Annotated in this window: 11 protein-coding genes; 9 read left to right on the plus strand and 2 right to left on the minus strand. The window is 44.1% G+C overall.

From position 1 onward, the window contains the following. From HFD85_RS06030 to HFD85_RS06055, 6 genes are all read left to right on the plus strand, one after another. A complete protein-coding gene (locus HFD85_RS06030; protein WP_167606180.1) occupies positions 1-588 on the plus strand; it encodes a hypothetical protein in 588 nt (195 codons plus the stop codon). Between the two features lie 56 nt (positions 589-644). Then, positions 645-2885: a S9 family peptidase gene (locus tag HFD85_RS06035; protein ID WP_167606182.1), complete on the plus strand. Its 2241-nt coding sequence runs from the start codon at positions 645-647 to the stop codon at positions 2883-2885. A 20-nt stretch (positions 2886-2905) separates the two neighbouring features. After that, positions 2906-3742 carry a M90 metallopeptidase family protein gene (locus HFD85_RS06040; RefSeq protein ID WP_167606184.1) on the plus strand — a complete coding sequence of 279 codons (837 nt, stop codon included), beginning with the start codon at positions 2906-2908 and terminating at the stop codon, positions 3740-3742. Between the two features lie 11 nt (positions 3743-3753). After that, positions 3754-6807 carry a beta-L-arabinofuranosidase domain-containing protein gene (locus HFD85_RS06045; RefSeq protein ID WP_167606186.1) on the plus strand — a complete coding sequence of 1018 codons (3054 nt, stop codon included), beginning with the start codon at positions 3754-3756 and terminating at the stop codon, positions 6805-6807. Positions 6808-6842: 35 nt separating this feature from the next. Further along, positions 6843-8966, plus strand: a complete 2124-nt coding sequence (locus tag HFD85_RS06050) for a family 43 glycosylhydrolase (protein ID WP_167606188.1) — start codon at positions 6843-6845, stop codon at positions 8964-8966. Between the two features lie 144 nt (positions 8967-9110). After that, complete coding sequence (locus tag HFD85_RS06055; protein ID WP_167606190.1) at positions 9111-10829, plus strand: sodium:solute symporter; 1719 nt, start codon at positions 9111-9113, stop codon at positions 10827-10829. Positions 10830-10903: 74 nt separating this feature from the next. On the opposite strand, the gene HFD85_RS06060 is transcribed toward HFD85_RS06055, so the two are convergent. Next, positions 10904-11794 carry an AraC family transcriptional regulator gene (locus HFD85_RS06060; RefSeq protein ID WP_167606193.1) on the minus strand — a complete coding sequence of 297 codons (891 nt, stop codon included), beginning with the start codon at positions 11792-11794 and terminating at the stop codon, positions 10904-10906. Positions 11795-11926: 132 nt separating this feature from the next. On the opposite strand from HFD85_RS06060, the gene HFD85_RS06065 reads away from it, so the two are divergent. From HFD85_RS06065 to HFD85_RS06075, 3 genes are read left to right on the plus strand one after another with little or no spacing between them, the layout of a single operon-like run. After that, positions 11927-13060 (plus strand): L-rhamnose/proton symporter RhaT, encoded by a 1134-nt coding sequence (locus HFD85_RS06065; RefSeq protein WP_167606195.1) that lies wholly within the window; start codon positions 11927-11929, stop codon positions 13058-13060. Continuing rightward, entirely contained in the window at positions 13060-13374 is a 315-nt protein-coding gene (gene rhaM, locus HFD85_RS06070; protein WP_167606198.1) for an L-rhamnose mutarotase, read from the plus strand. The genes HFD85_RS06065 and rhaM overlap by 1 nt, the downstream gene beginning before the upstream one ends. Before the next feature lie 14 nt (positions 13375-13388). Further along, positions 13389-14660, plus strand: a complete 1272-nt coding sequence (locus HFD85_RS06075) for an L-rhamnose isomerase (protein WP_240925013.1) — start codon at positions 13389-13391, stop codon at positions 14658-14660. Positions 14661-14729: 69 nt separating this feature from the next. Here HFD85_RS06075 and HFD85_RS06080 read toward each other — a convergent pair whose 3' ends face one another. After that, entirely contained in the window at positions 14730-16337 is a 1608-nt protein-coding gene (locus HFD85_RS06080; RefSeq protein ID WP_167606200.1) for a glycoside hydrolase family 43 protein, read from the minus strand. Positions 16338-16426: the final 89 nt, after the last annotated feature.

Raw genomic sequence — 16426 nt, forward strand, 5'->3', positions numbered from 1 at the left:
ATGGAAGCATTGAAATCAACGGAAATCAATCGTAAGAATTTTCTTCGAAAAGCTTGTTGGGCCGGAGCCTGTATTTGCGGCTTTATGCCTGTTGCCGGCGGTGGAACGAATGAGCGGGATTCCGTTGACGAAGAATCAGTGAATACAGATTTGAAGCTGATGCAAGACTGGATTTCAAACCTGCTTTTGAGTCTTGGTGAAAATCTGACAGAAGATGATTGCCGCAAAGTGTTAAAAACTAGTGCAATGGCTCATTACGATTTTCTCACTATGGAGAAAGTTCTTGCACCTTATATTGGAGACCTGTTGAGTTTTAATGCTTTTATTAGCAAGGAGTGGGGATGGATGGTTGATTATAATCCGGATACCGGGGTACTGATTGCCAACGAAAATAAACCGCATTGTGTTTGCCCTTTGCTCAATCAAAAACAAGCTAATAAGTATCCTGCTTTGTGCTATTGCTCCGAAGGTTTTGCCGAAAAAATGTTTTCGGAGGTAATCGGTTATCCGGTTACAGCTCGTGTTCTTACTTCAGTTCAACGCGGAGATAATCATTGTGTTTATGAAGTTAAAACAAGAATGCACTAAATTGTAGCCATTATAAACCAAGGCAAAAACGAAATAATATAATGCTTAAAAACCTTATGAAAAAACTGTTTGTAGTATTGCTGATCGCAGTTACATTTTCTCCGGTTAGTGTTTGGAGTCAGATAACAAAAGACGATTATCTGCGGGCCGATTCAGTGATGAAGCTTGGTGAATTGGTTTACAACGAAGTTTCAGGAGTCAATTGGATAGATTCTACCAATTCGTTCTGGTACCGCGTGAAAACAAGGGATGGAGTTGAATACAAAATTGTTGATTCGGAGAAAGCAACAAAAAAAGCAGCTTTCGATGTTCAGAAACTTGTTGATGTGCTCAATGAACAACTGGAGCGGAAAACGACAGTTGACCGGCTTCGTCTCGATCGTTTGAAATTCGATCTGGAAAAAAATGAGATTCATTTCATTACTGAAAATGCCTACTGGACCTGCAGCCTGAAGAAATACATTTTAGTTAAAGATTCATTGCGAAAAGAACGCCCTGATCGTGGATATTGGGGAAAGTTTTGGGATGAGCAGGGGAACGATCCTGTTGTTTCACCCGATAGTGTCTGGACTGCATTTTTGCGCGAGTACAACGTCTACATCAAGAATAACAAGGATAACAAAGAATATCAGTTGAGTTTCGACGGCAGCAAAGGTGAGTTTTATTCGTCGTACTTTTCGTGGTCGCCCGACTCAAAAAAACTGGCTGTAAACAAGGTGCGCGACAACTACCACCGCCAGATATTTTTTGTGGAGTCTTCACCGAAATCGCAGCTGCAACCCATTTTGCATTACCGCGATTACCTGAAACCGGGTGATGCAGTACCTGTTAAACAACCTGCGTTGTTCGATGTGGAAAATAAAAAGCAGCTGCCTGTTGATGGCACCGCCTTTTTAAATCAGTTCGATCTTTCGAATCCGAGATGGCGCAAAAACAGCGAGGCATTTACTTTTGAGTTTAACCAGCGAGGACACCAGGTTTACCAGGTAGCCGAAGTTGATGCAACATTAGGCGATGTTCGTGTGATCATCGACGAACACAGCCCGACATTTATCGATTACAGCGGCAAAAAATACCGTTATGATCTGGAAGATAAGAATGAAATCATCTGGGCTTCTGAGCGCGATGGCTGGAATCATCTTTACCTGATAGATGCCGCAACAGGAAAGGTAAAAAATCAAATAACAAAAGGCGATTGGGTAGTACGCCGTGTTTTAAAGATAGATGAAGATTCGGAAACCATTTTCTTTTACGGTTCAGGTAAAAACAAGGGTGAAGATCCTTATTATCTGCACTGTTACCGTGTGAATTTCGACGGAAGCGAATTAACTGATCTTACTCCGGAAGCCATGAATCACGATGTGATGTTTTCGAAAAACCTGAATTATTTTGCCGATACCTATTCAACAGTTCAAACTCCGCCAACCACAGTTTTACGGCGTGCATCGGATGGCGGAATTGTAATGGAACTGGAAACGACGGATATCAAAGATTTGCTTGAAAAAGGCTGGATCGCGCCTGAACCATTTGTGGCCAAAGCCCGCGATGGCAAAACCGATATTTGGGGAAATATTTACCGGCCAACAAATTTCGATGCGAATAAATCTTATCCCGTTATCGAATACATTTATGCAGGCCCGCACAGTTCATTTGCGCAAAAGAGCTTCCGTGCTGTAAATTCTCCCTTTTCAAGCCTGGCCGAACTTGGATTTATTATCGTTCAACTGGATGGAATGGGAACATCTAACCGCTCGAAAGCCTTTCACGATGTGTGCTGGAAAAACCTGAAAGATGCCGGTTTCCCCGATCGTATTTTATGGATAAAAGCAGCGGCCGAAAAGTACAGTTACATGGATACAACCCGGGTTGGACTCTTTGGTGGTTCAGCCGGCGGACAGAGCACCTTGGCCGGCTTGCTGTTTCATCCCGAATTTTACAAAGCCGGTGTTTCGTCGTGCGGTTGCCACGATAACCGCATGGACAAAATCTGGTGGAACGAACAGTGGATGGGATACCCGATCGGGCCGCAATACGAAGAATGCTCGAATGTGGTGAACGCGGGTAAACTCGATGGCAAACTCATGCTGATTGTTGGCGAAATGGACGACAATGTTGATCCGGCTTCTACCATGCAGGTAGCCGATGCGCTGATTAAAGCCGACAAAGATTTTGAACTGGTGGTTTTGCCTGGATCAAATCACACCCTCGGCGGAACTTACGGCGAGCAGAAGCGCCGTGACTTTTTTGTACGCAATTTTCTGAAAGAGGAAACACCCGATTGGAATAAAAGCAAATAAAATCAGAGAAGAAAGAGAATATGAATTGTAAGAGCTTACTATCTGTTGCATTAACGTTATGCAGTTTGTTCTTGCTGACGGCAACATCATCGTGTGCCAGTGGAAAAGGTGACGATGCTAAAACTTATGAGATCACCAGTCCCCCGAAGAAACTAAATCTCGATCCGTTTTATAAAAAATATGTCAATGTGAATGGTATTCATATCATTAGTTCGCACAGGGTACCCGATTCAGCTTTTGTTAAGGCTTGCGAGATTATCGATTTTATGACGGCCGGATTACCCGAAAATGTGCTGGATCAGATGGTAAGTGTGGATACCCGTGTGGGTATTATGGCGCGTTACGAAGGAACAACTGATATTCCTGAACACGCTCATCTGGCCAACGATACAACGCTGAACTGGGATGTACGTGCACGTGGTTTGGGAGGAACGCTGGAAGAACCTTTAACAACCTGTGCCGAAGAAAATCTGTTGTGTTATCAGATTGATAAGTACCATGCCGAGGATATTCTGATCCACGAGTTTGCACATACGATTCATGGCGTTGGAATTCTGCCGCTCGATCCCAATTTTAACGATCTCTTGCAGGAAAAACTCGATGCAGCAATGGCAGCAGGCAAATACAAAAATACTTATGCAGCCACCAATATCTGGGAATACTGGGCCGAGGGTGTTCAAAACTGGTTCAATGTAAATGCCGAAGTCGAACACACCGACGGAAAACACAACTGGGTTAACACCCGCAGCGATATGAAAAAATACGATCCTGATTTGTACAGTATCGTTAGCAACTATTTCCCTGAGTTTGAAGTGAGCCCATCGTGTCATGCGGCCACCAACTTGTTTACCGAATAAAAGTAATTACAATGAAGATTTATAATTTACTAATTGGAGTGGTATGTAGTTTTTTCGCAATGAGTACAACTTCAACCTTTGCACAAAGCGGAGATCAGATTCTGGACGGAATCGGTGAAACAGACTTAATTTCCCGCTATCAGTTTAACGGAGATGTCAGAGACTGGTCCAGGAATAATTTACATGGAAGTATTCTGGGAGACGGTTTTCGGTTTGCCGACGACGAGGAGTTCGAAAAAGTGCTTTCCTTATCTGGCGACGAAACATTTGTTACCATTCCCGGTGAATCGGTGCGGGCAGAAGAATCCCTGAGTATCAGCGGATGGATATATTTGCGTTCACCCAAAAGCGGTCAGGTGTTTTTTGATTTAGGGAAAAACAGCAAGACGCATTTCTTTGCTGCTCCATCCGGAACTTCAGAACAAGAAGGTTTTCAGGCACAAATCGTAACGAGTGAGAAAAAATATACCGCTACCTCACCGGCACTCATACCCTATAAATGGAACCATGTTGCCGTTGTGTTCGATGCTCCATCCAAAACACTTTCAACCTATGTTAACGGTAAACTTGCAGGCGAAGCAAAAAATATAGAAGTGGATTTGAGTCAACTTTTCGATACTAATTCAGCAAAAAATAATCAGCTTTATATCGGAAAATCAATGACTTCCGGCAGTCCTTATTTAAACGCCAGGTTACACGATTTCAGGATTTACAGAATCCCTTTAAGCGAAAGCCAGGTTGCGCTTATTCATAATAATGCTTTAAAAGCAGGCGAAACGGCGGTAAGAACACGACATGGTGATGCACGCGATCTGCCTAAGTTCCCGGAAACAACTCCACAACTGTATAACGCATTCCTGAGCAGTGTTCCGGATATTCACGTGGAAACGGTTGTTGGAGTGTTGCCGCGTTTACCTCGTTTGGTTCCGGGTGTTTACGAAAATGGTGTCGAAGGACCGGAGGTAAAAGTAATTTGGCCGGCGCCGGAAAACAACGACGAGGTACTTCGTGCAGGACAATTCACCATTACCGGCCGCGTTTCAGGAACCAATCTTCAACCCAAAGCGCTTGTAACGGTTAAGGAATCAAAAGCACCGGCTACGCCCGATCGCGCACTGGAAACGTTCCGTCTCGATCGGGTTACTTTAGATACCGATCTTCATGATCACGCCACAAAATTTATTGAAAACCGTGATAAATTTATCACTGGCCTCGCTAACACAAATCCCGACAATTTCCTTTATATGTTCCGTAATGCTTTTGGTCAGAAACAACCTGAAGGAGCAGAGGCTATGGAAGTTTGGGACAGCCAGGAAACAAAACTGCGCGGTCACGCATCCGGACATTATTTAAGCGCCATTGCTCAAGCTTATGCCAGCACGGGTTACGATGCATCGCTTCAGGCAAATTTTGCTGAAAAGATGGATTATATGGTGAATACCTTGTATGAACTTTCACAGATGTCGGGGAATCCAAAAACAAACGGAGGCGAAAGTGTGTCAGATCCATTGTTAGTGCCGCCCGGACCGGGAAAATCAGAATTTAATTCCGATTTAAGCGAAGAAGGAATCCGTACCGATTACTGGAACTGGGGCAAAGGCTTTATCAGCGCTTATCCGCCAGACCAGTTTATAATGTTGGAAAACGGAGCCCTCTACGGAACTGATAACACCAGAATATGGGCGCCTTATTACACTTTGCATAAAATATTTGCCGGGCTGATGGACATTTACGACGTGAGCGGCAATGAAAAAGCGCTTGAAATAGTGACAGGCATGGGCGATTGGGTGTATGCCCGCTTGAGCCAGCTGCCTACGAAAACGCTTATTAGCATGTGGAACCGCTACATCGCAGGAGAGTTTGGTGGAATGAACGAAGCCATGGCGCGGCTGTACCGTTTAACCGGTGAATCGCGTTACATGGAAACCGCCAGGTTGTTCGATAACATCAGGTTGTTTTATGGCGATGCCGAACATGCCCACGGGCTGGCAAAAAATGTAGATTTATTTCGCGGTTTACACGCCAATCAACACATTCCGCAAATTATGGGGGCGCTCGAGATTTACCGCGATTCAGAAATGCCGGAATACTACCACATTGCCGATAACTTTTGGGACATGGTTACCAACGATTACATGTACAGCATTGGTGGCATAGCCGGAGCACGTAATCCGGCAAATGCAGAATGCTTCACTGCACAGCCGTCAACGCTTTATGAAAATGGATTTTCGGAAGGTGGACAGAATGAAACCTGTGGAACCTATAACATGCTAAAACTGAGCCGCAACCTGTTTCTTTTTGATCATCGTGCTGAGTTGATGGATTATTACGAACGTGGACTATACAATCATATTCTGGCTTCTGTAGCAGAGCATTCACCTGGCAATACATATCATGTTTCGTTACGACCGGGAGCTGCAAAACAGTTTGGAAATGCCGATATGCATGGTTTTACCTGCTGTAACGGAACAGCGCTCGAAAGCAGCACAAAGCTTCAGAATACTATTTATTTTAGAAGTGCCGACGAGCGGGCTTTGTATGTGAATCTGTATGTACCTTCAACGTTGAACTGGGCAGATAAGAATATAACTGTAACGCAATCAACTGCTTTCCCAAAAGAAGACCACACGGTATTGACCATTAAAGGAAGTGGTAAATTCGATCTGAATGTGCGCGTTCCACATTGGGCTACAAAAGGTTTTTTTGTGAAGATTAACGGACAGGATGAAAAAGTTGATGCGGTACCCGGAAGCTACCTCACCTTAAGCCGAAAATGGAAAGACGGCGATAAAATCGAGTTGCGTATGCCATTCCATTTTTACCTGGAACCCGTAATGGATCAGCAAAATGTTGCCAGTTTGTTTTACGGCCCGGTTCTGCTGGCTGCTCAGGAAGATGAACCACGCAAAGAATGGCGAAAAATAACATTGGATGCTTCAGATATTGGTAAATCGATCACCGGTGATCCGGAACAGTTGCTGTTCAATATCGATGGTGTTGTATTTAAACCGTTTTATGATACTTACGGTCGTCATTCGGTTTATCTTGATGTTACTTTAAAATAGACTTGTTTGAAATCGAATTCATTCAGAAAGTTGACATGAAAAGATTGAGCGTAATCAGAACAGCATTTTTAGCCGTAATATTATTATTATTAGCCGCGTGTCGCTTACCAGTGGTTCAGGAAAAAAAGGAGTACATCAAAAATCCGGTATTGCCGGGTTGGTTTGCCGATCCAACGATTAAAAAGTTTGGCGATATTTATTACATCTATGCCACCACCGACAACGAAATGCTGGCGTCGGGGGCACCAACGGTGTGGTACAGCCGCGATCTGCAAAACTGGTACAACTATATCATGGAAGTACCTTCGCTAAACTCTGTCAACCTACGTAACTTTTGGGCGCCTGATATTCTTGAAGGCGACGATGGCCGCTACTACCTCTATTTCGGGAATTGCCAGGCCGGATGCAACATTTACGGCTATGTTTCCGATTCGCCACTTGGTCCCTGGGAAAAGCTGCACGACGATGATACGCCGGTAATTGCAAACGGTTATCCCATTCAGAATTTCCCTTCGCTCGATGCGCAGTTTTTCCGCGACGACGACGGAACCATTTATGGTTACTGGGGAACCTGGGTGCACTACAACCACGGTTATGCGGTTGGCGTGTTGAACAATGAAACCATGGATGAGGTAAGTGATGGTGCAAATATTCCGCTGGAACAAACACCCAATCCGTTTGAAGCGGCTTACCCGATGAAAAAGGGCGAAAAATACATTCTGATGTATTCAGCAGAATCGTGTCACAATGAGACTTACAAAGTCCTTTATTCGTATGCCGACAGTCCGTTTGGTCCGTTTAATCCGGGTGAAAATAATCCCATTCTTCAAACCAATGAAGACGGATCAACCCATGGTCCGGGGCATCATTCAGTATTGCAAAACGGTAATGATTATTACATTGTGTATCACAAGCACGATTATCCGTTTACCGCGGGTGGAATGGCACGCCAGGTTTGTATTGACAGTATGATTTTCGAAAACGATTCAACCATAAAAGCTGTCGTACCAACTACTCGGGGTATTGAAGCTTTTGTAAAATCTGAAGTTCCTGAAAATATAGCTGACCAGGCCGGTGCTTCAGCTTCTTCTTTCTATCATTTGAACTCGCCGGATTACGATTATGGATATTCACCTGCCAATGCTTTTGATGATGACAACGCAACCATGTGGAAAGCGGCTGATAACACTTTTCCGCAAAGCCTGACCGTTGATTTGGGTGAAGAAAAGAAAGTTGAACGGGTAGCTACTCAGTTTGAATTTGCCACCTATTATTACCAGTACAAAATTGAATATTCAATCGATAACGAAAACTGGGAGGTTTTTGCCGACCGTTCGGCAAACCGAATTCCCGGTAGTCCGATGATCGATGACAATTCAGTAAAGGCACGCTACTTAAAATTAACAGTTTTAGGAGCCGAAAAGACAGGTGTACTAGCCGCTGTTTGGAACATGAAAATTTATTCTTCGGCTTTTGAACTTCCTATTCAAATTGAAAACAAAGCATCGGAAATTGAACCGGGTGCAGCGAGTTCTGAAAGTCTTTTGGCCGGCTTCGAAATTGATGAGCAGTCATCGCTGAAGTCGCTCGCCAATACCGGGACTTTGGGTGAAAATTTCACCGTTGAAGGAGATTTGGCTTTGGTAACAGACAAAGAAACGGGAGAACACGCCATTGATTTTCGCAACGGTTTTCTTCAGTTAGATGGGGTAGAAGTGCCACGCAGCCTGGAATGGAACGGATCTTTTTCGGTAGTTGCGCGAGTAAAAAATCCGGTGATCGGTAACGAGGGTGAATGCCTGGCTTCATGGTGTAACCGACGTGAATTGTACCTCGCAAACACTTTTAACGCGCCTTTTTACAACAAAAGTAATTACGGTGCCATGGCGCATCTCGATGGTCATTTTGATATGCCTTTTAATAACTTGCCCGAAGCCAATAAATGGCACACAATTGTAGTAACCTTCGATGGAGTTGTGGAGAAAGTGTATGTTGACGGCAAGCTCGATAATTCGCAAAACATGTTGCTATCTTCACAAATAAAGGGTGCAAAAATCAGAATCGGTGCTTCTGATGTAGGTGAATACTATACCGGGTTGATGAGTCGCTTCGCTTTATACGATTATGCACTTTCCGAAAAAGAAATTGGTGAATTTTAATATCTTTGGTGTCATATTTACACTTAATATTAAGTTATTCTTATAAGCGGTATTCAGCTTTGTCTGATTTTAAGTTGAGTGAATTATATTTGGCACAAACTATAGAGAAATTCAAAATAAAATTAAACCAATAACAAAGAATTAATGAGTACATTAGACTGGATCGTAATTGCGGCGTTCGCTGCAGTTTTAATCGGAATTATCGTTTGGGTTTTTCGGCAAAAGGAAGAGACATCAGGCGACTATTTTTTGGCAGGAAGAGGAGCTACGTGGGTAGCCATCGGAGCTTCCATATTTGCATCAAACATTGGATCTGAACACCTGATCGGTCTGGCCGGGGCAGGTGCCTCGAGCGGGATGGCAATGGCCCACTGGGAAATCCAGGGCTGGATGATCCTGATACTTGGCTGGGTTTTCGTACCGTTCTATTCGCGAAGTATGGTAACCACCATGCCCGAATTCCTGGAACGACGTTACAACAAGGAATCACGCACCATTTTATCGATGATATCGCTGATCAGTTACGTGCTGACAAAAGTAGCCGTAACGGTTTATGCAGGTGGCTTGGTTTTCAAGGAAGTTTTTGGTATTGAAACCATGTGGGGAATCGATTTCTTCTGGATCTCCGCCATCGGACTTGTACTGATCACGGCCATTTACACGGTAATCGGCGGTATGAAATCGGTACTGTACACTTCGGTATTGCAGACACCTATTTTGTTGCTCGGATCGGTTATCATTGTCGTGCTCGGACTACGTGCACTTGGTGGCTGGGACGAAATGATGCGCATTACCAGTGCTGTTCAGATTAACGAATACGGCGATACCATGACCAACCTTATCCGGAGCAACAGGGATGCTGACTTCCCATGGCTGGGAGTGCTGATCGGTTCTTCGGTGATTGGTTTCTGGTACTGGTGTACCGACCAGTATATCGTTCAGCGTGTATTGTCGGGAAAAAACGAGACTCAGGCAAGAAGAGGTACCATTTTTGGTGCTTACCTGAAATTGACCCCTGTATTCCTGTTTATGATTCCCGGAATGATCGCCTTTGCGCTGGCAAAAAAAGGAGTAGTAATCAATGGCGAAGTATTTAGCCTTACATCTTCGGATGCAGCCTTCCCGACACTGGTGGCCAAATTACTGCCTGCGGGTGTAAAAGGTTTGGTAGTATCGGGTATTCTTGCCGCTTTGATGAGTTCACTGGCTTCGTTGTTTAACTCATCGGCCATGTTGTTTACCATCGACTTCTACAAGAAATACAAGCCTGAGGCGAGCGAAAAGAAACTCTTAACCGTTGGACGAATTGCCACCGTTGTTGTTGTTGTACTCGGAATTTTGTGGATCCCGATCATGCGCAGCGTTGGAAGCGTTTTGTATGAATACCTGCAGGATGTTCAGTCGGTATTGTCGCCTGGAATTGCAGCAGCTTTCCTGCTTGGAATCCTGTGGACGAAAGCCACTCCGAAAGCAGGTATGTGGGGGATGATCGTTGGATTTATCATCGGGGTTATCCGAATCGGATCGAAAGTGATGTACACGGGTCTGGCCAAATCAGCCGGTTATGCCGATGTAAAACTCTGGGCAGCTGAGCAGGGTGTGAATAACTGGTTTTACACGCTTTTCTACGATGTAAACTGGTTGTTCTTCAGTGGCGGAATGCTGGTGTTCAGTTTGCTGGTAATAGTTGTTGTGAGCCAGTTTACAAAACAGGCAGAAGCTTCACAGATTCAGGGACTCACCTTTGCATCGATTACCACTGAACAAAAAGCAGCTTCACGCGCCAGCTGGAACCGCTGGGATATCATTCATACAGTAATTATTCTTGGAATTACCACGGTATTCTATATTTATTTCTGGTAGAATTCTGTATTACCTTTTAATCAATAAAAAGAACCCGGATGGAACGATCCGGGTTTTTTTATGTCTTTTTCAATCTATTTTCTTGGCTGAATGGTTGTCTGTTTTCGGAATTCGGATGGAGTAACACCCACCTTCTTTTTAAAAATCAGGCTGAAATAATGGATGGTTTGAAAGCCCAGTTCCAGGCTGATTTCCTTGATGCTCTTATCAGTACTTACCAACATTTCCTTGGCCCGCATGATGCGAAGCTGCAAATGATACTGGCCGGGAGAAACGCCCGTGAATTTCCGGAACATTCTGCGAAAATAGGAGTAACCGATATTTCGCTTCTCAACCAGTTCTTCCAGGTTGATTTCCTGGTTGAGGTGCTGACGCATATAAAACCGGACTTCCTCTATCACTTTTGCAATCGGTTTTCCGGAGAAGCCTTTTTGCTTTTCAAACGAAATAAGGTAGCCCAACATTTTTACTACCATTCCTGAAGCAATTTGCTGGTAGCCGGGTTGTTCTTTTTCAACCAGGTCCATAATCTTCAGGTGCGTATCGATAATTTCTTCCTTAATACCCGGAAGAAGTACAGGTTGCTGCCTGGTGAAAACACTGTTCGCCAGAAAATGATCGGCAATTTTACCCTTAAAACCTACATAATGCTCTACCCAGCCTGTTTGTTTGTTGGGCCGGTACCGGTGCCAGTCGCCCGGGAGAATTACCAGCAGCGAGCCTTCTTTTACCGGAAATTTTCCATGTCGGTTTTCAAATATTCCCGAACCTTCAGAAATGTAATTCAACTGGTATTCACGCAAAATACGGCCCTGTTTCCAGTCGAAAGTATATTCCGAAGGATGTTCTCCCCTGGGAGGATAAGCCGTGCCAGGCTCAATCTTTGCCGAGCCGGCTACACTGAGGTAAATGCCCCATTCCAGATCTTCTTCACTCGTGGTTAAATATTTAAACTGACGTTTCATAAAATGGTGTCAAAAAGTATAAATATAAAGCCATTTTCTGTATTGTTTCTTTCTCGAAGTGCTTTTATATTTGTTAGCATTATAAGAATCTAACGTAATCAATAATTGTAACTTAATTTCAATCAAACCATTATGCAAGCATTATTAGGTATTATTTTTCATTCCCTTGGAGGTATGTCCTCGGGTAGTTGGTATATGCCATACGACTGGGTGAAAAAGTGGCGCTGGGAAATCTACTGGATTACCGGAGGACTTTTTTCATGGCTGATTATGCCATTTATAGCCGTTGTTTTTACCATTCCTGACTGGATGGGAATTCTACATGCTGCTGACGGTAGCGTGCTTCGCAATACCTACATTATGGGATTGCTTTGGGGAATTGGGGGATTAACTTACGGACTGGCCATCCGCTATCTTGGAATGTCGCTGGGAAATTCGGTGTTGTTGGGCATTACTTCTGTAGTGGGATCGCTCGGACTGCCTGTATTACGGAATATTCCGGCAATGGCAGAAATTTTACCCAACGGTCTTTCTTTTACCGATTTGTTTAGCAGCCCCGGTGGAAGAATTGTGTTGCTGGGTATATTGATTTTGCTTACCGGGATTATCCTGAGTGGACGTGCCGGTATTATGAAAGACAAAGATTTAAGAGGACATAAAGAAGGCGTAAATACTGAATTTAAGTTGGGATTTGGTTTGTTTATTGCCATTGTATCCGGCGTGTTAAGTGCCTTTTTCAGCTTCGGAATCGACACCGGAAAGGAGATGGGAATTGCGGCCAGAGAACTGGCAGTTCAGGCAAGTTATCCATTGCTGGCAGGAGGCGAAGGAGGTGCTCCAATAACCTATCTCTTCGAAAATAACATCATCTTTTTTGTAATACTCTGGGGGGGCTTAACCACCAACCTGATCTGGTCGATCGCACTGATTTTCAGAAATAAAACCGGAAAAGATTTTATCGATAAGAAAACACCGTTGATCAGTAATTACCTGTTTTGTGCATTGGCAGGAACTACCTGGTTTTTGCAGTTCTTTTTCTACGGAATGGGTGAAACCAAAATCGGTAACGGCGCAAGCTCGTGGACGCTGCACATGGCAACCATCATCTTAACTGCTAACCTTTGGGGATTCTGGCGCAAGGAATGGAAAGGCGTTTCGAAGAAAACCTATAACACAATTATTGTTGGAATTGGTGCCATTTTACTGTCAGTAATTGTAATTGGTGTGGCTAAATGGCTGTATCCTGAACTTAACGCACTGGGATAATGAAACGGCTGGCATTTAAAATGCACCTTAACAAAGGGCAGAAAGAGGAATACAAAAAGCGCCACGCAGAAATTTGGCCCGAACTGAAACTTTTGCTGAAGGAGGCGGGCATAAGTGAGTACTCCATTTTTCTGGATGAGGAAACAGGAATTTTGTTTGCCTTTCAGAAGGTTTCGGGTGATGGTGGTTCGCAGGATCTGGGGCAAACTGAAATTGTGCAAAAGTGGTGGAAATACATGGCCGATATCATGCAAACCAATCCCGATAATTCTCCCGTAAGTACCGAGCTGGAGGAAGTTTTTTACATGAAATGAATCAAAACAATATAATGATGAATAAAGCAGATTTAGTCAGAAAGGCTTACGAACTCGCTAAAGAATCATATGCTGCCATTGGTGTTGATACCGATGCTGCACTTGCTAAAATGAAAGATGTGACAATTTCGCTGCATTGCTGGCAAACCGACGATGTTGGTGGTTTTGAAACACCCGATGCCGAACTTGGTGGCGGTGGCATTCAAACTACCGGAAACTATCCCGGAAAAGCAAATACAATTGAGGAAATGCGCGCCGATTTGGATAAGGTCCTGGCACTGCTGCCGGGTAAACAACGTTTGAATTTGCATGCCATTTACGGCGATTTTAAAGGTGAATTTGTTGATCGCGATCAAATTGAATTAAAGCATTTCCAGAGCTGGATCGATTGGGCAAAAGAGCGTGAAATGGGCCTGGATTTTAATGCAACCTGTTTTTCGCATCCGAAAGCCGACGATGGTTTTACTTTATCGAGTAAGAATGAAGAAAACCGTAAATTCTGGGTTGAACACGTAAGACGTTGCCGTGCAATTGCTGCTGAAATGGGCAAGCAACTGGGAACGCCCTGTGTGCATAACACCTGGATTCCGGACGGAACAAAAGATACACCGGTCGATCGTAACGGATACCGCACCATTCTTAGGAAATCGCTGGATGAGGCATTCGCTGAAGAATATCCGAAGGAATACATGAAGGATGCTGTGGAAAGTAAAGTTTTCGGAATTGGTGTTGAATCAATGACCGTTGGCTCGCATGATTTTTACCTGGGTTATGCCGTTAAAAACAATAAATTAATTTGTATCGATAGCGGACACTTTCATCCGACCGAAGTGGTAGGCGATAAAATTTCATCCTGCTTACAATACGTCGATGAGTTGTTACTGCACATTACCCGCCCCATCCGCTGGGATTCGGATCATGTGGTAACCCTGAATGAAGATGTGCAGCTGATCGCTTCGGAAATTATGCGCAACGATTTTCTCGATCGCGTAAATATTGGTCTCGATTTCTTTGATGCATCGATAAATCGCATTGGAGCTTATGTAACGGGGACCCGCGCGGCACAGAAAGCATTTCTGATCGCGGCACTGGAACCAACTGCCGATCTGATTAAATTAGAGGAGGCAGGTAAAAATTTCGAACGGCTGGCAACGCTGGAAGAATTGAAAACAATGCCGTTCAGCGCTGTTTGGGATTATTATTGTTTGCAGGAAGGCGTGCCTGTTGGCGCCGACTATATTGGCGAAATCCAGAAGTACGAAGCAGATGTTTTGTTAAAACGATAATAGTTTATTATTCCATATTAGAAAGCCCGCTTAAGTACTAAGCGGGCTTTTCGTTTTTTATCAGCGCTTTTATTCAGCGTTATATTCAAACCAATTGTAATCAGCAACAGCTTTCGCTGCTTTACCGTTTCCTGTGGCATATAAACCCACATAAACACCTGTAAATCCACCAACCGTTTCAGTGCTTAAATAACGGCTGTCAACCTTCTGTATTTCCGTAAATGGATCACTTCCCTGGGCGTAACCGAACGAATAAGTTGAAGTTTCTCCCTTCACCTGAAGTTTTACCGGCCCGGGTTTAATGGCCACTTTCTCCGATTTGTATTCTACCGAGCCAAATTTCAGTTTTGCCTGTAAATAGCGTTTCCCGTCTTCTTTTATTACCATTAAATCGAAATGCATGCCGTTATTTAAAAGGATCAGTCCGGCTTCTTCATTTTCCGCTTCCGGATCGAATTCGATCTCAGTAACGGATGTAAAGTTCAGATCAGAAACTCTTCTCCCGATAAAGGTTGATGTAGTATATTGGGAGATGTTTTCGGCCGAACCTTTTAAGCGTAAATAGCCCGGACGTTCAGATAAAGAATAATTACCTTCATTCGGAATTTGAATGAAATTCCAGTCCAAACCGGGTTTTTCGGTATCAAATTCGGTTCGTTCAGGTTTGGCAGCGAATGGTTGCAATGGCAGAGTGGGGCAGGTCATTTTATCAAAAACGGTTCCGCTTCCGTTAACCGTTGGCCAGCCGTTTTGTGGCCAGCTTACCGGTGCCAAACAGGTTTCGCGGCCAAGTAAATGATGAACAGGGTAACTTATCGAACGGTAGCCGTGAAAAACAATCCACCACGAATTGTCGTGGGCCTGAATAATATCGGCATGGCCAACACCCTGTATTGGACTACTTTGGCCGGCAGCATTAGCATGAGCCAGAATCGGATTAGCCGGATTATTTGTATAGGGCCCCCAAATGTTATTGCTTCGCGAAATACATACCGAATGCGCCTCTTCTGTGCCGCCTTCCGAATCCATCAGGTAATAAAATCCATCCTTTTTGTAAATATGCGGACCTTCGGCATAGCGGCCGCCGGTACCGTACCAAACTTGTTTCCCCTCGGTAAGCAGGTTCCCGGTTTCCATATCTATCTCATATAGTTTGAACTCGCTGGAGATAACATAGCTTTTACCATCCTCGTCCCAGAAAAGGTCGGGATCGATGCCACCTACTTCAATAAAAACCGGATCGGACCACGGGCCGGCCGGATCTTTGGCCGTAACATAGAAATTACCCGATGGATTACCGAAGCTAGTTGTAATCATATAGAAAGTTCCTTCGTGGTAGCGAATAGTGGCCGCAAAAATATTCAGACCGTTCGGTAATTGTTCTTTGCGGTGAATGCAGTGTCCGATCTTTTCCCAGTTCACCAGGTCTTTGCTGTGAAATACCGGTACGCCCGGGAAGTATTCAAAGGTGCTGGTGATCAGGTAGTAATCGTCGCCTACACGACATACACTGGGGTCGGAGTAAAATCCAGGAATCACGGGATTGTTGTACGTTACCGTTTCACCGGGAAGCGGAGGAGTTGCAAACGGATTACTTCTTATTTGCCCGGTCTGATTTGTTTGAGCAAAAGAACTTAGCGCCAGAAACGACAGCAGTGAGATCAGTAATTTTCTCATCGTTAGGTTTGTTAAACTGGTTACGATTATATTATACTGTAAAACTAACAAATAGATTGGATTTACACGCCGAATGAAGAATGAACCAA

Source organism: Maribellus sediminis (assembly GCF_011799805.1).
In the GTDB taxonomy this organism is placed as follows: Bacteria; Bacteroidota; Bacteroidia; order Bacteroidales; family Prolixibacteraceae; genus Draconibacterium; species Draconibacterium sediminis_A.